Source organism: Scandinavium lactucae, assembly GCF_033843265.1.
Classification (GTDB): Bacteria; Pseudomonadota; Gammaproteobacteria; order Enterobacterales; family Enterobacteriaceae; genus Scandinavium; species Scandinavium lactucae.
This window is the reverse complement of record NZ_JAWXRD010000003.1, coordinates 122,486-147,807: the sequence shown is the minus strand read 5'-3', so window position 1 is coordinate 147,807 and position 25,322 is coordinate 122,486. Positions and strand designations below refer to the sequence as shown.

The window sequence follows — 25,322 nt, the reverse complement described above, 5'->3', positions numbered from 1 at the left end:
TTAAATATCAGACAATCACCGACTTAAGGGCCAGAAGCTGCTGACAAAACTCCGCCGGATGGGAGATGAACGGGGCGTGGGCCGCTTTGGCAAAAATGTAAGACTGGCTGTTCGGCCACTGCGCATCGAGCAGCGGCACTATCTTGCGCGGCACCAGTCCGTCGAGACGGCCATACAGGCGCAGGACAGGCATCGGAAGCGAAGCAAGCGGTTCACGTAAATCGGCCGTTTTGAGGATCTCCAGCCCGCCGTTCAGCACCTCTGTCGTCGGCATTGGCAGCGCCAGCACCGCGCTTTTGAGCAATTGCGCATCCTGACGCGCGCTTTCGGTACCCAGCGTCTGCAAGGCGAGGAAACGCTCGACGGTACGCTGGAAATCTTCACTCAGCTGGTGCTGAAATCCTGACAGAACCTCAGGTTTGATACCGGGCCAGTCGCCGTGAGCGGTAAAACATGGTGATGATGCGACGGTGACCAGCGCCTGCACGCGCTCGGGTGCCACAATCGCTGCCTGGCTGGCGACCAGCCCGCCGAGACTCCAGCCGAGCCAAATCGCTTTTTCCGGGGCTTTCGCGACTACCCGACGGGTCATCTCTTCCAGCGACAGCGATCCGACATCACCGCTGCGCCCGAAACCCGGCAGGTCCACCAGATGGAGTGTGAAATGCGAGCCCAGTTCCGGGGTGATGCAATCCCAGACCTCCGCGTTCAGTCCCCATCCGTGCAGCAGCACAAGATGACAATTTCCTTCGCCTTTGGTTTGCCACCAGATGTCGTTCATCAGTTATTGTTCTCATTCTTCGAATTCGGAGGGGAAATATGCTAACAGCCCACGGCTTGTGCTGGCTATGCAAAATGCCGCTGGCATTGACCCACTGGGGGATCTGCTCCCGCTGCACCCGCGCGTTGCGCACGGATGTTATGCGTTGCCCTCAGTGCGGATTGCCTGCCGGTAGCGACACATTCCCCTGTGGACGCTGCCTGCAAAAAGCGCCTCCGTGGCACCGACTGGTGACGGTGAATGATTACGCCGCGCCGCTTTCGACGCTGGTGCAGAATTTGAAGTTCAGCGGGAAACCTGAGCTGGCGTTGGCGCTGAGCAGACTGTTGCTGTTGCGTTTGAAACAGACACCGCCACGCAGGCCGGATAGACTGATTGCCGTGCCACTGTGGCAGCGCCGACACTGGCGACGCGGGTATAATCAGGCAGATGTGCTGTGCCGTCCGCTGGCGCGTTGGCTGGGCGTTCGCTATCAATCCGAAGCGATACGTCGTATCCGCCCTACGGCAACCCAGCATCAACTGTCGGCGAGGCGGCGGAAACAGAACCTGAAAAATGCGTTTCGTCTTGAAATTGCAGTCACCGGGCTCCATATCGCCCTTGTGGACGATGTTGTCACCACCGGCAGTACCGTGGCCGAACTTTCCCGCCTGCTTTTGCAAAACGGCGCAGCGTCAGTTCAGGTATGGTGCCTGTGTCGCACCTTGTAGACCCTCTGTGATGGGCGTATTATAACCGACTAAAGTAGTCAACTATTAGGCCAAAGCTATGATCCGTATTTCCGATGCTGCACAAGCGCACTTTGCCAAATTGCTGGCAAATCAGGAAGAAGGGACACAAATCCGCGTATTTGTGATTAACCCAGGCACCCCGAATGCTGAATGTGGCGTATCTTACTGCCCGCCGGATGCGGTGGAAGCGAGTGACACTGCCCTCAAATTTGACCTGCTGACCGCGTATGTCGATGAGCTGAGCGCGCCGTATCTGGAAGATGCGGATATTGATTTCGTGACCGATCAGTTAGGTTCCCAGCTGACGCTGAAAGCACCGAACGCCAAAATGCGTAAAGTGTCTGATGATGCGCCGCTGATGGAGCGCGTAGAGTATATGCTGCAAGCGACGGTTAACCCGCAGCTGGCAGGCCATGGCGGTCGCGTATCGCTGATGGAAATCACCGATGAAGGCTTCGCCATTCTGCAATTTGGCGGCGGCTGTAACGGGTGTTCAATGGTCGATGTGACGCTGAAAGAAGGGATCGAGAAGCAGCTGCTGAACGAATTCCCGGAACTGAAAGGCGTTCGTGACTTGACCGAACACCAGCGCGGTGAGCACTCTTACTATTGATGTTTAATGCCCTGTGGCGCTGCGCTTACCGGGCCTACGCGTGCTGATTTTCGTTGATCATCACAACCCCGTAGGCGCTATGCTTGCACGGGCCGACGAGAGTCTCGTGGCCCGCACACGTCTTATTTCCCTGCCGCTTTCCGCCGTTTATCCAAATCCTTAATCAGCTTATTCACTGTCCCATCGGCAAACATCGCTTCTAAGGTGGTGGTAAGCTTACGACGCCAGTTTTTGTACTGATAGCTGGTGCCAGGAATGTTCACCGGCCCGGCCATATCTAGCCAGTCTTCCGGCTGTAGTCCCAGTAACGCGCTATTGCTGTCGGCAATGTAACGCTGCATCCCGCGATTGAGGGTGTGGGTCATGCTCATCAGCGACGCCTTATGTCCGGTGCGTTTTGGCAGACAGCCGTACTGATGCAGCGCATCTAACAACCCCTGCTTCGCCCGCTCACGATCCTGATATAGCCCGCGCAGAATCACTTCATCCGGGTACAGGCCGAGCGTTTTACCGAGGGTCAAATCCCCGCTTTCCCAGTATCCGCGCAGCGTCGGCAGATCGTGGGTGGTCGCCACCGCCATCGACTGTTCCGGATACGCTTTCGGGGCACGGAACGTCTTCTCGTGATCGCTTTCGAAATAGAGCACTTTGTACGAATACACCCCGCTCTTTCGCAGCTTGCCGACGATCTCCACCGGCACCGTGCCGAGATCTTCGCCGATAACCATGCACTGATGACGTTTACTTTCCAGTGCCAGAATCGAGAGCAGATCGTCCACCGGGTAATGCACATACGCCCCGTGATCCGCCGTTTCACCGTAAGGGATCCACCACAGACGCAGGACCGACATCACGTGGTCAATTCGCAGCGCGCCGCAGTTCTGCATATTGGCACGCAGCAAATCGATAAACGGCTCATAGGCGCGAGCGGTGATGATATGCGGGTCCATCGGCGGCAGGCCCCAGTTTTGTCCCAACGGGCCGAGGATATCCGGCGGCGCACCAACCGACGCTTTCAGACAGTACAGCTCGCGGTCACACCAGGTTTCCGCCCCGCCTTCCGCTACGCCAACCGCGAGGTCACGATACAGACCAATCGGCATCGCGTGCCGCTGGCTTTCCTGCCAACAGGCAGCAAATTGGGTATACGCCAGCCATTGCAGCCAGAGGAAGAAATCCACTTCATCAGCGTGCTTCTCACAGAAGGCTTTCACTTCCGGGCTGTCGATATTTTGGTACGCCTCGGGCCAGGCAGGCCAGCCCCAGCGCAATTCATCTTCTCTCACCTGATAGGCATGCAGCGCGTCAAACGCGGCCTGCCAGTACAGACTTTCCCCTTCGTCACGCACGAACTGACGAAACGCGCGCATCGGCTCATCGTCACGGGCGGAGAAACCTTTCCACGTCATGCGCAGCGCAGTGATTTTCAGCGCCGTCACGGTGGCGTAATCCACCCACTCGGTATCGCGCACCGACTTCAGCGTCTGCTGAGTGGTCGGCAATTTCCACCACGCCTGCGCCTCTTGACTGTGCCTGAAATCCTCAAGGGCGTTAACGTCGATGTAAATCACATTCAGCCATCGGCGGGAAGATGGGCTGTACGGACTGGCGCTTTCCGGGTTCGCCGGATAGAGCGCATGAATCGGATTGAGGCCAATGAACGACCCGCCGCGGCGGGCAATTTCCGGCAGCATGACTTTTAAATCGCCAAAGTCACCGATGCCCCAGTTATGTTCAGACCGCAGGGTATAAAGCTGCACGCAGCTGCCCCACAGTTTTTTGCCCTGCCTGAGCGCCTGCGGCTCATAGCAGCGCTCCGGGGCGACAATCACCCGGCAATGCCAGCGATGGTCACGCTGAGTCACGGTCAAGGTGTGATACCCCTCCGGCAGGCGCGTCGGTAAATTCAGCGCTTTACCCGCCGTGGCTTTGCCCTGGTGCTGCGCGCCGTCTTCGGTGGTTAACAGCCAGCTAAACTCGCCGCTGCCTTCCACCGGCAGCGACATTTTTTTGCCGTGGGTAAACACCCGTACGTTGGGAACCGGCGTCACCGCCACCTTCGTGGCCGCGACACCGTGATGCATTGCGTCGAGCAAACGCCGCTTGGTTTCTGCACCAATAGACTGCGGTTTGCCGTGGGCATTGATGTAACTTGGGCTGATGCCCGCCGCCTGTGCGGCATTGTCCAGACGTTTGCTCTCCATAGCGCTCCCTTAGCGTTTTGCCTGCCAGATACGGCTCTGATAATCGCGGATGGACCTGTCCGAACTGAACATGCCGCAGCGGGCAGAGTTCAGGATGGCCGCCCGGGTCCAGGCTTCCTGGTCGCGATATAGCACGTCCACCTGCTTCTGCGCATCAACGTAAGTCGCGAAGTCAGCCATCACCAGATACGGGTCGCCGCCCTGTTTGCCGATGCTGTGCAGCATCTGGTCGAACGCATGTTTGTCACCGTCGCTGTATTTGCCGCTCTCCAGTTCTTTAAGCACCGCATCCAGCACTTTGTCTTTCTTACGCCATTTCAGCGGGTCGTAGCCTTTGGCCTTCAGCGCTTTCACTTCTTCCACGGTGTTGCCGAAGATAAAGATGTTTTCTTCGCCCACCTGTTCGGCGATTTCAACGTTCGCCCCGTCGAGGGTGCCCACCGTCAGTGCGCCATTCAGCGCCAGCTTCATGTTGCCGGTGCCGGACGCTTCTTTACCCGCGGTGGAGATTTGCTCAGATACATCCGCCGCCGGGATCATCACTTCCGCCGCCGACACACAGTAGTCTGGCAGGAACACCACTTTCAGCTTATCGCCGACGCTCGGATCGTTGTTGACCACGTCCGCCACTTTGTTGATGGCGAAAATGATGTTTTTCGCCAGGTAGTAGCCCGGAGCCGCTTTGGCACCGAACAGGAACACGCGCGGCACGCGGTCGGCCTGTGGGTTTTCGCGAATTTCTTTGTACAGCGCCAGAATATGCAGCAGGTTCAGGTGCTGACGTTTGTACTCGTGCAGGCGTTTGATCTGGATATCAAAAATCGCCTCTGGATTGATCTCAATCCCGGTGCGGTGCTTCACAAACTCGGCCAGACGCTGTTTGTTCGCCAGCTTGATATCGCGCCAGGTTTGGCGGAATTTCGCATCATCAGCGTATTTTTCCAGTTTGATCAACTGGTCGAGATCGTTGGCCCACTCTTTCTTCAACGTTTTATCAAACAGGGCCGCCAGCGCCGGGTTGCACTGTTTGATCCAGCGGCGAGGCGTGATGCCGTTGGTGACGTTGTGGAATTTGTTCGGCCACAGCTGGTGATATTCCGGGAACAGATCTTTGACCACCAAATCGGAGTGCAGCGCCGCCACGCCGTTGACGGCAAAGCCGCTCACCACGCACATGTTCGCCATCCGCACCTGCTTGTCATGTACCACCGCCAGTTTGGCCCACACCGCGCTGTCGCCCGGCCAGGTTTTATCGACCAGCTTTTTGAAACGGGTGTTGATTTCGTTGATGATTTGCATGTGACGCGGCAGCAGCGCTTTCACCAGTTTCTCATCCCAGCACTCGAGCGCTTCCGGCATCAGAGTGTGGTTGGTGTAGGCGAAGGTTTTGCTGGTGATCGCCCAGGCGTCGTCCCAGCTCAGCTGGTGCTCGTCAATCAGCACGCGCAGCAGTTCCGGAATGGCGATAGTCGGGTGCGTATCGTTGAGCTGGATGACTTCAAACTTCGGCAACTCGGCGAGCTTGCGGCCTGCCAGATGATGACGACGCAGGATGTCCGCCACTGAACAGGCACACTGGAAATACTGCTGCATCAGGCGCAGCTTTTTGCCTGCCAGATGGTTGTCGTTCGGGTACAGCACTTTCGTCAGTTTTTCGGCGTCGATGCCCTGCTGTTCAGCCCGCAGGAAATCGCCGTCGTTGAATTTGGTCAGATTAAACGGATGGGCATGGGTGGCCTGCCACAGACGCAGCGGTTGCGCCACGCCGTTACGGTAGCCGAGCACCGGTAAATCCCAGGCCTGGCCAACAATCGTGAACGCGGGCTGCCAGTCACCTTTCACCACTTTCCCGCCGATGCCAACCTGCACATCCAGGGCCTGATTGTGACGGAACCACGGATAGCTGTTGCGATGCCAGTCATCCGGGGCTTCCCTCTGCTGCCCGTCGGCAAACGACTGACGGAACAGACCGTACTGATAGTTCAGGCCGTAACCGATGGCAGACTGACCGACGGTCGCCATCGAATCGAGGAAACAGGCAGCCAGACGTCCCAGGCCACCGTTGCCAAGCGCCGGATCGGTTTCTTCTTCCAGCAGGTCGGTGAGGGTGATGTCATGTGCTTTCAGCACGTCGCTGACGTCCTGATACCAGCCAAGGTTCAGCAGGTTGTTGCCGGTCAGGCGGCCAATCAGAAACTCCATCGAGATGTAGTTCACGTGGCGCTGGTTTTTTTCCGGCTTCGCAACGGGCTGTGCGGCCAGCAGTTCTGCCAGCGCGCCGCTCACCGCGTGCCACCATTGATGCTGGGTCATTTCGCTGGCGGCCTGTAGGCCATATCGCTGCCACTGACGCGTCAGTGCAGCCTGAAATTGTGCTTTATCGAAAGTCGGCTGTGACATAAGGATCCAATCCTGTTAGCTAAAACGTTGGCGCTAGTGTGCCTGGCTACCTGTTTACCGTCCTCATCCCGACAGGCATTCACCGGGGAGGAGTAGCAGGGATGAGCGAAAAAATGTGATCTTCGCCACTATAACGTTAGCTATTAATGAGGATTGTGCTCAATTTCACAGCGCAGATTAAGAAAATGAAAAGACGTTTTGCAAAATAAATGTAAGCCAGGAAATGATTACTTACCTGTAATAATAATTGCGCACCGCCCTTTCATTCGTAATGGTTATTTCCCCACAAATGGAACGCGTTAATTAATCACGTTGAGAAATATCGCATCAGGGAAAATGCATTTTTGGGTGTTTTTAACAATTTAACGGATCCAGTATTCACGCGCACTGGCACCGGTTTCAGCCCATTCGTTTAACCATCATTAAGATTTGTGACACAGTGCAAAATCACAAGCATCCGATTCGGACATAACTTGCAATAATTATCCATATGTCCGAATTTAATAGACATTAATTACGAAGCGCGAAAAAAAACGAACTCCTACTCTCACAGTGAAGTGATATACCTATGTTGATTCCGTCTAAATTAAGTCGTCCCGTCCGTCTTGAACACACCGTGGTTCGCGACAGGTTACTGGCGAAACTTTCCGGCGCGAACAATTACCGTCTTGCGCTGGTAACAAGCCCGGCAGGTTACGGGAAAACCACACTCATTTCACAGTGGGCAGCAGGGAAAAGCGAATTGGGATGGTTCTCTCTGGATGACGGAGATAACCAACAGGAACGTTTTGCCAGCTATCTGATTGCCGCCATCCAGCAGGCCACCGGCGGGCATTGCACGGCCAGCGAAACCATGGTGCAGAAACGGCAATACGCCAGCCTGACCTCGCTGTTCGCTCAGCTCTTTATTGAACTCAACACCTGGCAGCGTCCGTTGCTGCTGGTGATTGACGATTACCATTTGATTACCAATCCGGTTATCCACGATGCGATGCGCTTTTTCCTGCGCCATCAGCCGGAAAACATGACCCTCGTGGTGCTGTCACGCAATTTGCCTCAGTTGGGCATCGCCAACCTGCGCGTGCGCGAGCAACTGCTGGAGATTGGCAGCCAGCAACTGGCGTTTAACCATCAGGAAGCGAAGCAGTTTTTCGACTGCCGCCTGACCTCACCGATTGAAGCCAATGAAAGTAGCCGGATGTGCGATGACGTTGCCGGTTGGGCGACGGCGCTCCAACTCATCGCCCTGTCAGCGCGGCAGAATAACAGCGCGGCGCATCACTCCGCGCGCCGCCTGGCGGGCATTAATGCCAGCCACCTCTCTGATTATCTGGTTGATGAAGTGCTGGATAACGTCGATCTCTCCACGCGTCATTTCCTGCTGAAAAGCTCGCTGCTGCGTTCAATGAATGACGCGCTGATCGTCCGGGTCACCGGGGAAGAAAACGGCCAAATGCGGCTGGAAGAAATTGAACGCCAGGGCCTGTTCCTGCAACGCATGGACAACACCGGGGAATGGTTCAGCTACCACCCGCTGTTTGGCAGCTTCCTGCGTCAGCGCTGTCAGTGGGAACTGGCAACCGAACTGCCCGATATTCACCGCGCGGCGGCTGAAAGCTGGATGGCGCAGGGCTTCCCGAGCGAAGCCATTCACCATGCGCTGTCGGCGGGCGATGCCAAAATGCTGCGCGATATCCTGCTCAACCACGCCTGGGGCCTGTTTCATCACAGCGAACTGGCGTTGCTGGAAGAATCCCTGGCCGCCCTGCCGTGGGACAGCCTGCTGGAGAACCCGCGGTTAGTGCTGTTGCAGGCGTGGCTGATGCAAAGCCAGCATCGCTACAGTGAAGTGAATACCCTGCTCGCCCGCGCGGAAGAAGAGATGCGCGGCGAAATGGATGCCACGATGCATGCCGATTTTAACGCGCTGCGTGCGCAGGTGGCCATTAATGACGGCAATCCGGACGAAGCGGAACGCCTGGCAATGGTGGCACTCGATGAGCTGCCGCTCGCCAGCTATTACAGCCGCATTGTGGCGACGTCGGTCCACGGCGAAGTGCTGCACTGTCAGGGCAAGCTCAGCAAATCGCTGGCGGTAATGCAACAAACCGAACAAATGGCGCGTCGGCACGAAATCTGGCACTACGGACTGTGGAGCCTCATCCAGCAAAGTGAAATCCTGTTCGCCCAGGGCTTCTTGCAGGCCGCGTGGGAAACGCAGGAAAAAGCATTCCAGTTGATCCGTGAACAGCACCTCGAACAATTACCCATGCATGAATTTTTGCTGCGCATTCGTGCGCAGTTGCTATGGGCCTGGGCGCGTCTGGATGAAGCCGAGATGAGCGCCCGTCACGGTATGGACGTGCTCGCCACCTATCAACCTCAGCAACAGCTTCAGTGCCTGGCGCTGCTGGTACAAAGCTCGCTGGCGCGCGGAGATTTAGATAACGCCCGCAATCACCTGAATCGTCTGGAAAATTTGCTCGGCAACGGGCAGTACCACAGCGATTGGGTATCGAACGCCGATAAAGTGCGGGTGATTTACTGGCAGATGATTGGCGATAAGAAATCCGCCGCCAACTGGCTGCGTCAGACACCAAAACCCGAATTTGCCAACAACCATTTTTTGCAAAGTCAGTGGCGCAACATCGCTCGCGCGCAAATCCTGCTCGGCGAGTTTGATTCTGCGGAAATGGTGCTGGAAGAGCTCAATGAGAACGCGCGCATGCTGCGTCTGATGAGCGATCTCAACCGTAACCTGCTGCTGCTGAACCAGCTTTACTGGCAGTCCAACCGGAAAAATGATGCTCAGCGCGTGTTAATGGAGGCGTTGACGCTCTCCAACCGCACCGGGTTTATCAGTCATTTCGTGATTGAAGGCGAAGCGATGGCGCAGCAGTTACGTCAGCTGTTGCAGCTCAATACCTTGCCGGAGCTAGAACAGCATCGCGCCCAGCGCATTTTGCGCGAACTTAATCAGCATCACCGGCATAAATTTGCCCATTTTGACGAGAACTTCGTCGAACGTTTGCTGACCCATCCGGAAGTTCCGGAATTGATCCGCACCAGCCCGCTGACCCAGCGCGAGTGGCAGGTGTTAGGCCTGATTTATTCAGGCTACAGCAATGACCAGATTGCGGGCGAGCTGGAGGTAGCGGCGACCACCATCAAAACGCACATTCGTAATTTGTATCAGAAGCTGGGCGTGGCCCATCGGCAGGATGCGGTGCAGCATGCGCAGGAATTGCTGAAGATGATGGGGTATGGCGTTTAGGGTTGGTGCAGCTTGATGCCCTCTCCCATCGGGGAGAGGGTTAGGCCATCAGCATAATTCTAACTGAATATTATTCTCGGCAATCACCTGCAACACCCCCGCCGGGGGCATCACGTCGGTGTACACCGCATCGACCATACTGATGCTGCCCATGTTCACCATCGCATTACGACCAAACTTCGAGTGATCCACCACCAGCATCACATGACGCGAGTTCTCGATAATCGCCCGCTTGGTGCGCACTTCATGATAATCAAACTCCAGCAATGAACCGTCGCTGTCTATCCCGCTGATGCCGAGAATGCCGTAATCGAGGCGAAACTGGGAGATGAAATCCAGGGTGGCTTCACCGATGATGCCACCGTCGCGGCTGCGCAGTTCGCCCCCCGCGAGGATCACCCGGAAATCGTCTTTCGCCATTAACGTGTTAGCAACGTTGAGGTTGTTGGTGACGATACGCAGATCAGAATGTTCCAGCAGCGCATGCGCCACCGCTTCCGGGGTGGTGCCGATATCAATAAACAGCGCCGCGCCGTTGGGAATTTGGCTCGCCACTTTACGCGCAATGCGTTCTTTTTCAGCGGCCTGCGTGGCACGACGGTCCTGCCACGAGGTATTGACCGCGCTGGACGGCAGCGCCGCCCCGCCGTGGTGGCGGAGGATCATCTTCTGCTCCGCCAGGTCATTGAGATCGCGACGAATAGTTTGCGGGCTGACGGCAAACTGCTCCACCAGCTCCTCAGTGCTGACATAACCCTGCTTTTTTACCAGCTCGATAATCGCATCATGACGTTGTGTTTGTTTCATGCAAGATCCCTGGAATTATTATGTTCGTTTTCGCACATTCTGCGTATCGGCAAACGCCATTGCCAGTCCGATTGCCAGCCCGGTAACGTGAGCCCCGTTGGCAATCGACATCCCGAAAAGATCCAGCCAGCCCACGACCAGCCACAACAGCGAGAAGATAATCAGCCCACGCGGGAGGTGAATTCCACTGTCAGGGTCGCGCTCGCCGCGCAGCCAGGCGTAACCCATCAGGGCGTACACCACCCCCGACAAACCGCCGAACCACGGGCCGCTAAACTTATGCTGGATAAAGCCGCTTAACAGGGCGCTTATCACCGTAATGACCAGCAGCTTTCCGCTGCCGATGCGCTTTTCCACCATGCCGCCGAGATACCACCACCATAGCAGGTTAAAGAGGATATGCATCAGCGAGAAGTGCATGAACGCGTGGGTGAAATAACGCCACAGCTCGAACTGCTGGGAAGGGTCATACGGCCACGCCAGCGCGATCATCACCGCCTGATCGCCGACCACATTCATCACAATAAACACCAGAATACAGGCGCACATAATGAGCCAGGTCAAGGGTCCGGCGTTGCTTTTCAGGGTAGCGATGAACGGAAAACGGCGGTAATGCAGACCGCTATTGGTGTGCCCCGACTGCCAACTGGCCGCCAGATAGCGCGGGTCAGCCGGGTTTTCCAGGAAACGCGCCAGCTCTGTCTCTACACGCGCGGCCTGACTTTCGTCGGCCAGCCACACATCGGTTTGGTCATGCTGCTGGATAGTCAGGACAACGCCCTGGGTTGCCATGTAGTCCACAAACGCCTGGGCGACGCGCGGGTTAGTAAAAGAGGTGATCATCAACATACGGAGCGTCGCTTATTCCACACAAAAGAGGACAGTATACTGACTCAGCTACCGTGCGCCACTTCCGCAGGAAAATGACGATGCCAGGCATCAAAGCCACCGTCCACGCTGTAGACCTGGTCAAAACCCTGTTGCAGCAAATACTGCGCCGCGCCCTTGCTGCTGTTGCCGTGATAGCACATCACCATCACCGACGTTTCGAAATCGTTATCACGCATAAATGCGCCCAGCGTGTCGTTAGTCAGATGAAACGCGCCCGGCGTGTGGCCCATCGCATAGCTCTGCGGATCGCGGATATCGACCATCACCGCCAGCCCCTGATGCAGCTTCTGGTGCGCTTCTTCTACGTTGATACATTCAAATTGGTCCATGGTGCTCTCTTTCAGTGATTCCAGGTGGAAAAGTTTACCGCCAAGTGTACGTCGTGACGGGAGGGAAACGCTAATTTGTTACACGCATCACTCTGAAATGTTTTTTTGATGTTACCAATTGCGCGTTTGTTTGCTATTATGAGCGATAACGAACATTAATGAACTTTAACGAAAGTGCACGAGGACGCAGCATGGAAACCAAAGATCTGATTGTGATAGGCGGTGGCATCAACGGTGCCGGTATCGCGGCAGACGCCGCAGGGCGGGGTTTATCCGTGCTGATGCTCGAAGCACAGGATTTGGCTTGCGCGACTTCCAGCGCCAGCTCTAAGCTTATCCACGGCGGGCTGCGTTACCTGGAACACTATGAATTTCGTCTGGTGAGCGAAGCGCTGGCCGAGCGTGAAGTGCTGCTGAAAATGGCCCCGCACATCGCCTTCCCGATGCGTTTTCGTTTGCCACATCGCCCACACCTGCGTCCGGCGTGGATGATCCGTATCGGCCTGTTTATGTACGACCATCTGGGTAAACGTACCAGCCTGCCCGGTTCGACCGGGTTGCGTTTTGGCGCAGAATCGGTGCTGAAGCCTGAAATCGTGCGCGGTTTCGAATACTCAGACTGCTGGGTCGACGATGCGCGGCTGGTGCTCGCCAACGCGCAGATGGTGGTTAAAAAAGGCGGCGAGGTGCTGACCCGAACCCGCGCCACCTCCGCGCGTCGCGAAAACGGCCTGTGGATTGTTGAAGGAGAAGACATTGATACCGGCGAGAAATTTAGCTGGCAGGCTCGCGGTCTGGTGAACGCCACCGGCCCGTGGGTGAAACAGTTCTTTGATGACGGGATGCATCTGCCATCGCCGTACGGCATTCGCCTGATTAAAGGCAGCCACATTGTGGTGCCGCGGGTGCATACCCAGAAGCAGGCCTACATCCTGCAAAACGAAGATAAACGTATCGTGTTTGTGATCCCGTGGATGGATGAGTTTTCCATCATCGGCACCACCGACGTGGAGTACAAAGGCGATCCGAAAAATGTCGAAATTGAAGAGAGTGAAATCAGCTATCTGCTGAAAGTGCATAATGCGCACTTTAAGAAACAGCTGGGTCGGGATGATATCGTCTGGACTTACTCCGGCGTGCGTCCACTCTGCGACGATGAGTCTGATTCCCCGCAGGCGATCACCCGTGATTACACCCTTGATATTCACGATGATAACGGCCAGGCCCCACTGCTGTCGGTCTTTGGCGGTAAGCTGACCACCTATCGTAAGCTGGCCGAACACGCGCTGGAAAAACTAACGCCGTACTATAAAGGCATCGGTCAGGCATGGACCAAAGAGGCTGTGCTGCCGGGTGGCGAAATTGGCAGCGACCGCGATGATTACGCCGCGAAGCTGCGCCGTCGCTATCCGTTTATCAGCGAAGGCATGGCGCGTCACTTTGCACGTACCTACGGCAGTAACACCGCGTTGATCCTCGGTGAAGCGAAAGGGATTGCGGATTTAGGTGAGCATTTCGGGCATGAATTTTATGAGGCAGAACTGCGCTATCTGGTGGAGCACGAATGGGTGCGGCGGATGGACGATGCGTTGTGGCGTCGAACCAAACAGGGTATGTGGCTGAATGCGGAAGAACAGTCCCGCGTGGCGCAATGGTTGGTACATCACGCGGGAAAGCGTGAACTGTCGTTGGCATCTTAGTCGACGAAATACCCTCTCCTTGAAGGGAGAGGGTATTGTTTTACAACCTCACCGGATCGATATGCCAGATAGTCTCCGCGTACTCCTGAATCGTCCGGTCTGACGAGAAGTAGCCCATGTTGGCAATATTGCGCATCGCTTTGGTGGTCCACTCTTCCGGGTTTCGATACAGCTCATCGACGCTCTCCTGACAGTCAACGTAACTGCGGAAATCGGCCAGCACCTGATAGTGGTCGCCAAAGTTAATCAGCGAATCCACCAGGTCACGGTAGCGCCCCGGCTCCTCCGGGCTGAACAACCCGGTGGCGATTTGCGATAGCACCTGATGCAGCTCTTCATCCTTATCGTAGTAATCCCGCGGCTTGTAGCCTTTGGCGCGCAGCGCGTCGACCTCTTCCGCCGTATTACCGAAGATAAAGATATTCTCGGCCCCGACGTGCTCCAGCATTTCGACGTTGGCCCCATCCAGCGTGCCAATCGTCAGCGCCCCATTCAGGGCGAACTTCATGTTACTGGTGCCCGATGCCTCGGTGCCCGCCAGTGAAATTTGTTCGGACAGATCCGCCGCCGGGATGATGACCTGGGCCAGACTCACGCTGTAGTTGGGGATAAACACGATCTTCAGTTTGTCGCCAATCTGCGCGTCGTTGTTAATAACTTTTGCCACGTCGTTAATGAGATGAATAATGTGCTTCGCCATGTAGTAGGCCGATGCGGCCTTCCCGGCGAAGATGTTCACGCGCGGCACCCACTCGGCGGTCGGATCGGCCTTGATGCGGTTATAGCGGGTGATCACATGCAGTACGTTCATCAACTGACGCTTGTACTCGTGGATACGCTTAATCTGTACGTCGAACAGCGACTTAGGATTCACCACCACATTGAGCTCGCGGGCGATGTACTCCGCCAGCCGCTTTTTGTTCTCAAGCTTAGCGTGCTGCACCGCCTGATTGACCAGCGGGTAATCCAGATGCTGTTCCAGTTCGCTGAGCTGGCTGAGATCGGTGCGCCAGGTGCGGCCAATATTTTCATCCAGCACTTCAGACAGCGGCGGATTCGCCAGCGCCAGCCAGCGACGCGGCGTCACGCCGTTAGTCACGTTGGTGAAGCGCATCGGGAAAATCTTCGCGAAATCCGCGAACAGCGATTGCACCATCAGGTTGGAGTGCAGTTCGGACACGCCGTTGACCTTGTGGCTGATAACCACCGCCAGCCACGCCATGCGCACCCGACGCCCGTCGGATTCATCGATTATCGAGGTACGGCTCAGCAGCCCGGTGTCGTTCGGGTACTGTTCCTGCAGGGTTTTCAGGAAGTAGTCATTAATTTCGAAAATGATTTGCAGATGGCGCGGCAGAATTTTGCCGAGCATATCCACCGGCCAGGTTTCCAGCGCTTCGCTCATCAGCGTGTGGTTGGTGTACGAGAAGACCTGACAGGTCACTTCGAACGCCTCATCCCAGCTGAACTTATGCTCGTCAATTAACAGGCGCATCAGTTCGGGGATCGACAGCACCGGATGGGTGTCATTGAGGTGAATGGCGATTTTGGCCGCCAGATTGCTGTAGGTTTTGTGCAGCTGATAGTGGCGGCTGAGAATGTCCTGCACCGTGGACGATACCAGGAAATACTCCTGACGCAGACGCAGCTCCCGCCCGGAATAGGTGGAATCATCCGGGTAAAGCACGCGGGAAACGTTCTCGGAGTGGTTTTTATCCTCCACCGCCGCGAAGTAGTCGCCCTGGTTGAATTTACCGAGGTTGATTTCACTGCTGGCCTGCGCGTTCCACAGGCGTAGCGTGTTGGTGGCGTCAGTATCGTAGCCAGGAATGATTTGGTCGTAGGCGACCGCGAGGATCTCTTCGGTTTCGACCCAGCGCGATTTTTTACCTTCCTGCTGGATACGCCCGCCAAAACGCACCGCATAGCGCGTGTTATGCCGCTTAAACTCCCACGGGTTGCCGTATTCCAGCCAGTAGTCCGGAGACTCTTTCTGTCGGCCATCGACAATGTTTTGTTTAAACATCCCGTAGTCATAACGGATACCGTAGCCGCGCCCCGGCAGGCCGAGCGTCGCCAGCGAATCGAGGAAACAGGCTGCCAGACGGCCCAGACCGCCGTTGCCTAAGCCGGGATCGTTCTCTTCATCAATCAGTTCTTCAAGGTCAAGCCCCATCCCTTCCAGCGCGTTTTTGACATCGTCATAAATACCGAGCGATAACAGCGCATTGGAAAGGGTGCGGCCAATCAAAAACTCCATCGACAGGTAGTAAACCTGCCGCACTTCCTGGGATAACTGGGCGCGGTTGGAGCGCAGCCAGCGCTCTACCAGGCGGTCACGCACCGCAAACAGCGTGGCGTTCAGCCATTCGTGTTTATTGGCGATGGCCGGATCTTTGCCGATAGTGAACATCAGCTTGTAGGCAATCGAGTTTTTCAGTGCCTCAACGCTGAGTGTGGGTGATGCGTAGGTAAACGGTGCATTCATAGCAATGGGTCCTGTGATTACATCAAGCGTTGATAAAGCTCGCGGTAAGATGTCGCCGCGACTTGCCAGCTAAAATCCATGCTCATCGCCTGACGCTGGACATACCGCCAGAGCGAGGGGCGCGACCACAACACGAAAGCACGCCGGATAGCCCTTAGCAGCGACCAGGCATTACTGTCTTCAAACACAAAACCACTGGCGACGCCGTCGGCCAGATTTTCCAGCGAGCTGTCAGACACGGTATCCGCCAGCCCGCCGGTACGCCGCACCAGCGGCAGCGTGCCGTATTTCAGACCGTACAGCTGCGTTAAACCACACGGCTCAAAGCGGCTCGGCACCAGAATCACGTCGGCCCCGCCCATGATGCGGTGCGAGAACGCTTCATGATAACCAATCTGTACCCCCACCTGCCCCGGATGCTCGGCGGCAGCGGCGAGGAAACCTTCCTGCATCACCGGGTCACCTGCCCCCAATAATGCCAGCTGGCCGCCCTGCTCGAGCAAGCCCGGCAGCGCTTCCAGCACCAAATCCAACCCTTTCTGGCTGGTCAGGCGGCTCACGACGGCGAACAGCGGCACTTTTTCATTAACCTTCAGCCCCATCGCAATTTGCAGCTGGCGCTTATTTTCGGCCTTCTCTTCCAGCTGATCGCGGCTGTAGCGCGCCGCCAGCAGCAGGTCGTTTTCCGGGCTCCAAATCTCAGGGTCGACGCCGTTAAGGATCCCCGACAGCCGCCCTTCCTGATGACGCTGGCGCAGCAGCCCTTCCAGCCCGTAGCCAAACTGCGGCTCGGTAATTTCCCGGGCATAGGTTGGGCTGACCGCCGTGATGTGATCGGCGTAATAAAGCCCGGCCTTCAGGAACGAAATCTGGCCGTTAAACTCCAGCCCATGCATGTTGTAGAACGACCACGGCAGGTCAATTTCATTCATGTGATGGGCGTAAAACATCCCCTGGTAAGCCAGGTTATGCACCGTAAACACTGACTTTGCCGGATGGCCTCGGGCCGCGAGATATGCCGGAGCCAGCCCCGCATGCCAGTCATGCGCATGGACAATTTCCGGACGCCAGAACGGGTCAAGCCCGCAGGCCATTTCACAGCCCACCCACCCTAACAGCGCAAAACGCAGCACGTTGTCGGTGTACGCAAACTGGTTGGTATCGTGGTACGGACTGCCGGGGCGCGCATAAAGGTGTGGGGCATCAATCAGATAGATGCCCACACCGTTAAAATGGCCAAATAACAGCGAAATCGGCCCGGCGAACGTATCGCGACGGGTCACCACCTGTGCGTCCGTCACCCCGCGACGAATATCCGGGAAAGCGGGCAGCAGTACGCGCGTATCCACGCCATCGGCAATCTGCGCAGCCGGTAACGCGCCAATCACATCCGCCAGACCGCCGGTTTTCAACAGCGGGAACATCTCTGAACATACATGTAAAACCTGCATTATCGCTCCTGTCAGCCCTGCAGTTTGCGCAGCATTTCACGCGTAACCAGCACAATACCTTCCTCAGATCGGTAGAAGCGACGCGCATCCTCTTCCGCATTTTCCCCAATGACCATGCCCTCAGGTATGACGCAGGCCCGGTCGATAACACAGCGGCGCAGACGACACGAGCGCCCGACCCAGACGTCCGGTAACAGCACAGCCGAATCAATGTTACAGAACGAGTTAACGCGCACCCGTGGGAACAGCACCGACTGCACCACCACCGAGCCAGAGATGATGCAGCCGCCGGAGACCAGCGAGTTCAGCGTCATCCCGTGACTGCCGGAACGGTCCTGCACAAATTTGGCCGGGGGTAGCGACTCCATGTGCGTTCGAATTGGCCAGTCCTGGTCATACATATCAAGTTCTGGCGTGACAGAGGCGAGGTCGAGGTTGGCTTTCCAGTAGGCCTCGAGCGTTCCCACGTCGCGCCAGTACGGCTCGGCTTGCGGGTCAGACTGTACGCACGATAATGGGAATGGATGTGCATACGCCATGCCAACTTTGACGATTTTCGGGATGATATCTTTGCCGAAGTCATGGCTGGAGTTGGCATCGTCGTCATCGGCGGCGAGCAGTTCATAAAGATAGTCGGCATCAAAGATATAGATACCCATGCTGGCGAGGGCTTTGGTGTCATCGCCCGGCATGGTTGGCGGCTTGGCCGGTTTTTCAACAAAATCGATAATCTTGTCTTCGTTATCCACTGCCATCACGCCAAACGCGGTTGCCTCAATAACGGGCACTGGCATACAGGCTACGGTGCAGCGTGCGCCCTTCTCGACGTGGTCGATGAGCATCCGCGAATAGTCCTGTTTGTAGATATGGTCCCCGGCGAGGATAACGATATATTCGGCCTTATAGCGACGAATAACGTCGAGGTTCTGCGTGACCGCATCGGCGGTGCCGCGATACCAGTTTTCACCGCTGACGCGCTGCTGTGCGGGCAGGAGGTCGACAAACTCATTCATCTCTTCGCTAAAAAACGACCAGCCGCGCTGAATGTGCTGCACCAGGGTGTGCGACTGATACTGAGTGATCACGCCGATACGGCGGATACCCGAGTTAATGCAGTTAGAAAGGGCGAAATCGATAATGCGAAATTTGCCACCGAAATGCACGGCAGGTTTGGCCCGGGTTGTGGTTAAGTCTTTGAGTCGGGTTCCGCGCCCGCCGGCGAGGATGAGCGCTACCGATTTGAGCGGCAGTTGACGCGCTAACATCAGAGGATCGTTCTTTTCAAGTCTAACCATGATTAACTCCTTTCCTCGCTCGTTATACTTCCGAGCGGACCTTTTCGAAGACGCACACTCCGTGCGCGGGCCCATGCCAGACAGCCAGGGTCACCGGATTATCCTCTCCGGCGAATGGAGGAATGGCACGCCATTCCCCTTCAGGTAGTGCAAAATCGGCAACGCCCTGTGAGGCATTCAGCGTCATCAGCCAGGTCCCGGAAAGCAGGATTTGCATCCGTGGGATACCGGTCTGCCACGCGTCTGCGCTTAAGGGCTGCGCATCCTGATCAAGCCAATAAACGCTACCATCTCCCTCTTGCCACCAGCGGTCCCGGGTTAACGCCGGGATGCGCTGGCGCAGATGAATGAGGGTTGCGGTAAACGTGGTCATGCCAGCGTTGGCCTTTTCCCAGTCGAGCCAGGTCAAGGGGTTATCCTGGCAGTACGCATTGTTATTCCCGTGCTGGCTATGACCGTGTTCGTCCCCGGCCAACAGCATCGGAGTTCCCTGAGATAACAGCAGCGTTGCCATCAGGCCATGAACGCTGGCCCGCCGCCGCTCGATAACATCAAGGTTGGCGTCTAATCCTTCTATACCATGGTTAAAGCTATGGTTATTGTTAGTGCCGTCGCGGTTTTCTTCCCCGTTTGCCTCATTGTGTTTCTGATTGAAACAGACGCAGTCGCGCAGGGTGAAACCGTCGTGGGCGGTAACCAGATTGACCGAGGCTGACGGTTTACGCTCCCCACGCTGGAACACATCGCTGGACCCCGCAAAGCGGCTGGCGAAATCCCCGAGCGACAGGCTTTGCTGAAGCCAGAAACGCCGCGCAGCATCGCGGAAATGATCGTTCCATTCCGCGAACAGTGGCGGGAAATTCCCGACCTGATAGCCGCCGTCACCGATGTCCCACGGCTCCGCAATCAACTTCACGGCGCTCAATTGCGGATCGTTTTTGATAGCCTCAAACAACGGCGCATCCTGACGAAATTCCGGCGTTCTGCCCATCACCGAGGCCAGGTCAAAACGGAAGCCGTCCACGTGACACTCATCTACCCAAAAACGCAGGCACTGGCGGGCATATTCCACTGAGCCAGGCGTACTGAGATTCAGGGTGTTACCGCAACCGGTCCAGTTGTGATAATCGCCATCGTCCCTTATCCAATAATAGCTACGGTTGTCGATTCCGCGCAGGGAGAAGGTCGGTCCATCGAGATCGACCTCCGCGCTGTGGTTGAGGACAATGTCGAGGATCACCTCTATTCCCGCGGCGTGCAGTGCCTTGACCGCATCACGAAATTCAGTGAGCGCGGTATCGGGCGAGCGGGCGTAGCGCGGGTCGACGGCGAACATAGCCAGCGGGTTGTAGCCCCAATAGTTGGTTAGCCCGAGGCGTTGTAAACGCGGTTCGCTGGCAAAATGCGCCACGGGCAGCAGTTCAATCGCCGTGATGCCAAGTTTTTTGAAGTAGGCAATCATCAGCGGGTGGGCGAGTGCGCCATAGGTGCCAGCCAGTTCTTTGGAAATGCCCGGATGCAGATACGTCAGCCCTTTGACGTGCGCTTCGTAGATAACGGTGTTACCCCACGGCGTGCGCGGCGGGGCGTCGTCTTGCCAATCGTAATCAAGATCAACCACCACTGATTTCGGTGCGACGCCCGCACTGTCGCGGTTATCAGGCGTATCGTGCCCGCCGTGCAACCGATCGTCGTCCCGGGCTTCGCCGTCCACACGATGGGCGCATGGGTCGAGCAGCAGCTTCGCCGGGTTAAAGCGATGCCCCTGCTGTGGGTCCCACGGGCCATGAACGCGAAAACCGTAGCGTAGTCCTGGCCGGGCATTGGCCAGATAACCGTGCCAGACGTTGTCGCTGCGGCCCGGTAAATCTTCCCGATGCTCGTTGCCGTCCTGGTCAAACACACAGAGTTCAACCCGTTCCGCATGCGCGGAGAAAAGGGTGAAATTCACGCCCTGACCGTCGAAGCTTGCGCCAAGCGGGGTGGGTTTCCCTGCCGTGAGTTTACTCATTCAGCCTCCCGGACCAGCCAGATAGTTGACAGCGGGGGCAGCGTCAGCGACAACGAATTGGGGCGGTTATGGCTGGCAATTTCATCGCTGTACACGCCACCGCCGTTACCCGCGTTACTGCCGTGATAGTGCATCGAATCAGTGTTGAGCACTTCGCGCCAGCGGCCCGGTTGATTGACGCCAAACCGATAGTGATGGCGCGGAACCGGGGTGAAGTTGCTGGCGACGATAATTTCGTTGCCCTGGCGGTCACGGCGGACAAAGACAAACACCGACCGTTCATGATCGTCGACCACCAACCACTCAAAGCCGTAGCTGTCGTAATCCAGCTCGTGCAGCGCTTTATGGTGGCGATAGGTCAGATTCAGGTCGCGCACCAGGCGCTGCACACCGTGATGCCAGTTATCGCCGCCGTTCAGCAGATGCCAGTCGAGGCTGCTGTCGTGATCCCATTCGCGCCCTTGCGCAAATTCATTGCCCATAAACAGCAGCTTTTTGCCGGGGAAGGCATACAGCCAGCCGTAGTAGGCACGCAGGTTGGCAAATTTCTGCCACGCATCACCCGGCATCCGGTCGAGAATCGATTTCTTACCGTGGACCACTTCGTCATGCGACAGCGGCAGCACGAAGTTTTCGGTGCCGTTGTACAGCATGCCGAAGGTAAGTTTGTCGTGATGATGCTTGCGATACACCGGATCGAGCTTCATGTAGTCGAGGGTGTCGTGCATCCAGCCCAGGTTCCACTTGTACCAGAAACCGAGCCCGCCCATATCCGGAGGACGCGACACGCCCGCGAAATCGGTGGACTCTTCTGCCATGCTCACCGCGCCCGGCACCTGTTCGCCGAGAATGCGGTTGGTGCTGCGCAGGAACTCGATAGCTTCGAGGTTCTCGCGCCCGCCGTGTTCGTTCGGCACCCACTCGCCCGCTTTGCGGCTGTAGTCGCGGTAAATCATCGACGCCACGGCATCCACACGCAGGGCATCAATGCCGAAACGCTCTATCCAGTACAGCGCGTTGCCGACCAGATAGTTTTGCACTTCCCGGCGGCCATAGTTGTAAATCAGGGTGTTCCAGTCCTGATGGTAGCCTTCGCGTGGGTCGCTGTGTTCGTACAGCTCGGTGCCATCAAATTTCGCCAGCGCAAAATCGTCCGACGGGAAATGGCCCGGCACCCAGTCGAGAATCACGTTCAGCCCGGCGTTGTGTGCGGCGTTGATGAAATAGCGGAAATCTTCTCGCGTGCCGAAACGGCGGGTCGGCGCGTAAAGCCCGGTAGGCTGATAACCCCAGCTGCCGTCGAACGGATGCTCGTTGATCGGCAGCAGTTCCAGATGGGTGAAACCCATCCATTTGGCATATGGCACCAGCTGGTCGGCCAACTCGCGGTAGCTCAGCCAGAAGTTGTTATCGGTATGGCGACGCCAGGACCCGAGATGCACCTCGTATATGGCAATCGGTGCGTCGAAATTATTGGCCTGTTGGCGCGATTCCGGCTGCTCGATTTTTTCCGGCAGACCGCAAATCAGCGATGCCGTTTCCGGGCGCATTTGCGCTTCAAAGGCGTACGGGTCAGATTTGATCCGCAGGTGGCCATGAGCGTCGATCATCTCGAATTTATAGAGCTGACCGTTATGCGCGCCGGGAATAAAAAGCTCCCAAATGCCCGACTCCGCCCGCAGGCGCATCGGGTGGCGACGACCATCCCAGTAGTTGAACTGCCCGACTACCGACACGCGACGCGCGTTCGGTGCCCAGACCGAGAAACGGGTGCCGGTCACGCCTTCCATGGTCGCCGCATGTGCGCCCAGCGTTTCGTAAGGCCGCAGGTGCGTGCCTTCCGACAGCAGCCAGGCATCCATGTCCTGCAACAGCGGGCCGAAACTGTACGGGTCATCAATCAGGTTTTGCTGGCCGTGCCAGAGCACAGCCAGCTGATAGCGGAAAGGATTTTTGCGGCGTGGCATAACGCCACAGAAGAAACCGCGCGCGTCGAGGCAGTCGAGCTGACCTATCTTGCGTCCGGTTTTTGGTTCGACGACCCACACCTCGGTGGCATCGGGTAACAGGGCGCGCACTTCCAGCCCTGCGTCAGTGCTATGCATGCCAAGCACGGAAAAGGGATCCGCAAAATGGCCTGCAATAAGGGCATTAATCACGTCTCTATCAATACGATCGGACATGCTATTCATCCTGTTATAGGTGCCGCTGTTTCCAGTACCTGTAGCGACTTTTTTTGACCTGAACGACGCAGCACGTGTGCTTCCTTTTTCTGCGTCGCCCCACCTCAAGGAAAAAACTCTCCCTTAAGCATAGCCAAGGCTTTATCTGACTCCTGGTAAAAATGAAGGTAATAGTTAATACGTATAAAGAGACGGGCACAAAAAAGGGGTGACTCAGCACCCCTTTTTTCATTTTGTTACGCTAACTGTCGCAACATCCGCCGTAGCGGTTCAGCGGCACCCCACAAGAGCTGGTCGCCGACGGTGAAGGCCGAAAGATATTCCGGCCCCATGTTCAGCTTACGCAAACGCCCGACCGGGGTGGTCAGCGTGCCGGTCACCGCCGCTGGCGTCAGTTCGCGCAGGGTGATATCGCGGTCGTTTGGCACCACTTTGGCCCACGGATTGTGTGCCGCCAGCAGCTCTTCCACCGTTGGAATAGAGACATCTTTTTTCAGTTTGATGGTGAAGGCCTGGCTGTGGCAGCGCAGTGCGCCGACACGTACGCACAGTCCGTCGACCGGAATAACGTTTTGGCTGGCGAGAATTTTGTTGGTCTCGGCCTGGCCTTTCCACTCTTCGCGGCTCTGACCGTTATCGAGCTGTTTGTCGATCCACGGGATCAGGCTCCCGGCCAGCGGTACGCCGAAGTTGTCGACCGGCAAATCGCCGCTGCGGGAAAGCGCAGTGACTTTGCGTTCGATATCAAGGATCGCCGACGCCGGGTTCGCCAGCTCGTCCGCGACGTAGTTATGCAGCGCACCCATCTGGCAGAGCAGTTCACGCATATGACGCGCGCCGCCGCCGGAAGCCGCCTGATACGTTGCCACGGAGACCCACTCGACCAAATCCTGCGCGAACAGGCCGCCGAGCGACATTAGCATCAGGCTGACGGTACAGTTGCCGCCGACAAAGGTTTTCACGCCGTTATTGAGGCCATCGGTGATGACAGCCTGGTTAACCGGATCCAAAATGATAATGGCGTCATCTTTCATGCGCAGCGAGGACGCCGCATCAATCCAGTAGCCCTGCCAGCCGCTTTCACGCAGCTTTGGATAGATTTCGTTGGTATAATCGCCGCCCTGGCAGGTGACAATGATGTCGAGTGCCTTCAGCGCCTCCAGATCAAAAGCATCCTGCAACGTGCCAGCACTCTGGGTGCCGAATGCAGGCGCAGCCTGACCAAACTGTGAGGTGGAGAAGAAGACCGGGCGGATGGCGTCAAAATCGCGCTCTTCTACCATGCGTTGCATGAGTACTGAGCCGACCATTCCGCGCCAACCGATAAAACCAACATTTTTCATAGCGTGTATTCCTGCAGAGGGATGTGCTGATGTCCTGACCCCGATGTTCTCGAAAGAATGCAGGGTATGCCTCACATTACAAAATGCAGCCAAAGTCGCAAGTGAAAAATATCAATGATTATGCAGGATTCAGTAAAGAAGCTTATTTAACGCGTCATTTTCAACGCGTAGAGACCGTGTGAAACACAATTATCAGGGAACAATCTATGAGTGAAATCCTTTCCGCTGCGGTGCTGTTGATCCTGATTATGGATCCGTTGGGCAACCTGCCGATTTTTATGTCGGTGCTGAAACACACCGAGCCCAAGCGCCGCAGGGCCATTATGATCCGCGAGCTTTTAATCGCTCTGCTGATCATGCTTATTTTCCTGTTCGCGGGTGAAAAAATTCTGGCGTTCCTGAACCTGAGCGCGGAGACGGTTTCTATCTCTGGCGGCATTATTCTGTTCCTGATTGCCATAAAGATGATTTTTCCCGGCAATGATGGCGACAGCAACGGCTTACCGGCCGGTGAAGAACCGTTTATCGTTCCGCTGGCGATCCCGCTGGTTGCCGGTCCGTCGCTGTTGGCAACGTTGATGCTGCTGTCGCACCAATATCCGAATCAGATGAGTCATTTAGTGATAGCGCTGATGCTTGCCTGGGGCGGTACGGTAGCGATTCTGTTGCAGTCGGGGCTGTTTTTACGCCTGCTCGGCGAGAAAGGGGTTAACGCGCTGGAACGCCTGATGGGGTTGATTCTGGTGATGCTCGCCACCCAGATGTTCCTGGACGGTATCCGGGTGTGGATGAAGGGGTGACATTAAAGTTTAGAGGAATTG

17 protein-coding genes are annotated in these 25,322 nt (G+C 56.5%); 5 read left to right on the top strand and 12 right to left on the bottom strand.

The window, feature by feature from the left end:
• Positions 1-7 precede the first annotated feature (7 nt).
• Positions 8-781, bottom strand: coding sequence for a pimeloyl-ACP methyl ester esterase BioH (gene bioH / locus SIK69_RS04965; protein ID WP_319785565.1), 774 nt, complete (start codon positions 779-781; stop codon positions 8-10).
• A 38-nt stretch (positions 782-819) separates the two neighbouring features.
• On the opposite strand from bioH, the gene gntX reads away from it, so the two are divergent.
• Together gntX and nfuA are read left to right on the top strand one after the other, a co-directional pair.
• A complete protein-coding gene (gntX, locus tag SIK69_RS04960) occupies positions 820-1,491 on the top strand; it encodes a DNA utilization protein GntX (protein ID WP_319785564.1) in 672 nt (223 codons plus the stop codon).
• A gap of 58 nt (positions 1,492-1,549) precedes the next feature.
• Positions 1,550-2,125, top strand: a complete 576-nt coding sequence (gene nfuA / locus SIK69_RS04955) for a Fe-S biogenesis protein NfuA (RefSeq protein WP_319785563.1) — start codon at positions 1,550-1,552, stop codon at positions 2,123-2,125.
• A gap of 122 nt (positions 2,126-2,247) precedes the next feature.
• On the opposite strand, the gene malQ is transcribed toward nfuA, so the two are convergent.
• On the bottom strand, positions 2,248-4,329 hold the full coding sequence (malQ, locus tag SIK69_RS04950) for a 4-alpha-glucanotransferase (protein WP_319785562.1): 2,082 nt from the start codon (positions 4,327-4,329) through the stop codon (positions 2,248-2,250).
• A 9-nt stretch (positions 4,330-4,338) separates the two neighbouring features.
• Positions 4,339-6,729 carry a maltodextrin phosphorylase gene (gene malP, locus SIK69_RS04945; RefSeq protein ID WP_319785561.1) on the bottom strand — a complete coding sequence of 797 codons (2,391 nt, stop codon included), beginning with the start codon at positions 6,727-6,729 and terminating at the stop codon, positions 4,339-4,341.
• A gap of 568 nt (positions 6,730-7,297) precedes the next feature.
• Here malP and malT point away from each other — a divergent pair.
• Positions 7,298-10,003: an HTH-type transcriptional regulator MalT gene (malT, locus tag SIK69_RS04940; RefSeq protein ID WP_319785560.1), complete on the top strand. Its 2,706-nt coding sequence runs from the start codon at positions 7,298-7,300 to the stop codon at positions 10,001-10,003.
• Between the two features lie 48 nt (positions 10,004-10,051).
• On the opposite strand, the gene SIK69_RS04935 is transcribed toward malT, so the two are convergent.
• From SIK69_RS04935 to glpE, 3 genes are read right to left on the bottom strand one after another with little or no spacing between them, the layout of a single operon-like run.
• Complete coding sequence (locus SIK69_RS04935; protein ID WP_319627038.1) at positions 10,052-10,810, bottom strand: DeoR/GlpR family transcriptional regulator; 759 nt, start codon at positions 10,808-10,810, stop codon at positions 10,052-10,054.
• 18 nt (positions 10,811-10,828) lie between these two features.
• Positions 10,829-11,659 (bottom strand): rhomboid family intramembrane serine protease GlpG, encoded by an 831-nt coding sequence (gene glpG, locus SIK69_RS04930; RefSeq protein ID WP_319627039.1) that lies wholly within the window; start codon positions 11,657-11,659, stop codon positions 10,829-10,831.
• A 44-nt stretch (positions 11,660-11,703) separates the two neighbouring features.
• On the bottom strand, positions 11,704-12,030 hold the full coding sequence (gene glpE / locus SIK69_RS04925; protein WP_319627040.1) for a thiosulfate sulfurtransferase GlpE: 327 nt from the start codon (positions 12,028-12,030) through the stop codon (positions 11,704-11,706).
• Between the two features lie 191 nt (positions 12,031-12,221).
• Between glpE and glpD the strand changes: the two genes are divergently transcribed.
• Positions 12,222-13,730 carry a glycerol-3-phosphate dehydrogenase gene (gene glpD / locus SIK69_RS04920; RefSeq protein WP_319785559.1) on the top strand — a complete coding sequence of 503 codons (1,509 nt, stop codon included), beginning with the start codon at positions 12,222-12,224 and terminating at the stop codon, positions 13,728-13,730.
• Between the two features lie 40 nt (positions 13,731-13,770).
• Here the strand turns inward: glpD and glgP are convergent, their stop codons facing one another.
• The 6 genes from glgP to asd form a co-directional block, all read right to left on the bottom strand.
• Entirely contained in the window at positions 13,771-16,218 is a 2,448-nt protein-coding gene (gene glgP, locus SIK69_RS04915; RefSeq protein ID WP_319627042.1) for a glycogen phosphorylase, read from the bottom strand.
• Between the two features lie 17 nt (positions 16,219-16,235).
• Positions 16,236-17,669 carry a glycogen synthase GlgA gene (gene glgA, locus SIK69_RS04910; protein ID WP_319785558.1) on the bottom strand — a complete coding sequence of 478 codons (1,434 nt, stop codon included), beginning with the start codon at positions 17,667-17,669 and terminating at the stop codon, positions 16,236-16,238.
• Between the two features lie 11 nt (positions 17,670-17,680).
• On the bottom strand, positions 17,681-18,964 hold the full coding sequence (glgC, locus tag SIK69_RS04905; protein WP_319627044.1) for a glucose-1-phosphate adenylyltransferase: 1,284 nt from the start codon (positions 18,962-18,964) through the stop codon (positions 17,681-17,683).
• Positions 18,965-18,986: 22 nt separating this feature from the next.
• A complete protein-coding gene (glgX, locus tag SIK69_RS04900; RefSeq protein WP_319785557.1) occupies positions 18,987-20,975 on the bottom strand; it encodes a glycogen debranching protein GlgX in 1,989 nt (662 codons plus the stop codon).
• The gene (glgB, locus tag SIK69_RS04895; RefSeq protein ID WP_319785556.1) at positions 20,972-23,158 is read right to left on the bottom strand and encodes a 1,4-alpha-glucan branching enzyme; all 2,187 of its coding nucleotides are present in this window, start codon (positions 23,156-23,158) and stop codon (positions 20,972-20,974) included. The genes glgX and glgB overlap by 4 nt, the downstream gene beginning before the upstream one ends.
• A 236-nt stretch (positions 23,159-23,394) precedes the next feature.
• Positions 23,395-24,501, bottom strand: coding sequence for an aspartate-semialdehyde dehydrogenase (gene asd, locus SIK69_RS04890; RefSeq protein ID WP_319785555.1), 1,107 nt, complete (start codon positions 24,499-24,501; stop codon positions 23,395-23,397).
• Between the two features lie 206 nt (positions 24,502-24,707).
• Between asd and SIK69_RS04885 the strand changes: the two genes are divergently transcribed.
• On the top strand, positions 24,708-25,301 hold the full coding sequence (locus tag SIK69_RS04885) for a YhgN family NAAT transporter (RefSeq protein ID WP_319627048.1): 594 nt from the start codon (positions 24,708-24,710) through the stop codon (positions 25,299-25,301).
• The last annotated feature ends 21 nt before the right edge of the window (positions 25,302-25,322 follow it).

Coding starts and splice junctions, on each gene's coding strand:
- bioH (WP_319785565.1), bottom strand. CDS start 781: ATGAACGACATCTGGTGGCAAACCAAAGGCGAAGGAAATTGTCATCTT.
- gntX (WP_319785564.1), top strand. CDS start 820: ATGCTAACAGCCCACGGCTTGTGCTGGCTATGCAAAATGCCGCTGGCA.
- nfuA (WP_319785563.1), top strand. CDS start 1,550: ATGATCCGTATTTCCGATGCTGCACAAGCGCACTTTGCCAAATTGCTG.
- malQ (WP_319785562.1), bottom strand. CDS start 4,329: ATGGAGAGCAAACGTCTGGACAATGCCGCACAGGCGGCGGGCATCAGC.
- malP (WP_319785561.1), bottom strand. CDS start 6,729: ATGTCACAGCCGACTTTCGATAAAGCACAATTTCAGGCTGCACTGACG.
- malT (WP_319785560.1), top strand. CDS start 7,298: ATGTTGATTCCGTCTAAATTAAGTCGTCCCGTCCGTCTTGAACACACC.
- SIK69_RS04935 (WP_319627038.1), bottom strand. CDS start 10,810: ATGAAACAAACACAACGTCATGATGCGATTATCGAGCTGGTAAAAAAG.
- glpG (WP_319627039.1), bottom strand. CDS start 11,659: ATGTTGATGATCACCTCTTTTACTAACCCGCGCGTCGCCCAGGCGTTT.
- glpE (WP_319627040.1), bottom strand. CDS start 12,030: ATGGACCAATTTGAATGTATCAACGTAGAAGAAGCGCACCAGAAGCTG.
- glpD (WP_319785559.1), top strand. CDS start 12,222: ATGGAAACCAAAGATCTGATTGTGATAGGCGGTGGCATCAACGGTGCC.
- glgP (WP_319627042.1), bottom strand. CDS start 16,218: ATGAATGCACCGTTTACCTACGCATCACCCACACTCAGCGTTGAGGCA.
- glgA (WP_319785558.1), bottom strand. CDS start 17,669: ATGCAGGTTTTACATGTATGTTCAGAGATGTTCCCGCTGTTGAAAACC.
- glgC (WP_319627044.1), bottom strand. CDS start 18,964: ATGGTTAGACTTGAAAAGAACGATCCTCTGATGTTAGCGCGTCAACTG.
- glgX (WP_319785557.1), bottom strand. CDS start 20,975: ATGAGTAAACTCACGGCAGGGAAACCCACCCCGCTTGGCGCAAGCTTC.
- glgB (WP_319785556.1), bottom strand. CDS start 23,158: ATGTCCGATCGTATTGATAGAGACGTGATTAATGCCCTTATTGCAGGC.
- asd (WP_319785555.1), bottom strand. CDS start 24,501: ATGAAAAATGTTGGTTTTATCGGTTGGCGCGGAATGGTCGGCTCAGTA.
- SIK69_RS04885 (WP_319627048.1), top strand. CDS start 24,708: ATGAGTGAAATCCTTTCCGCTGCGGTGCTGTTGATCCTGATTATGGAT.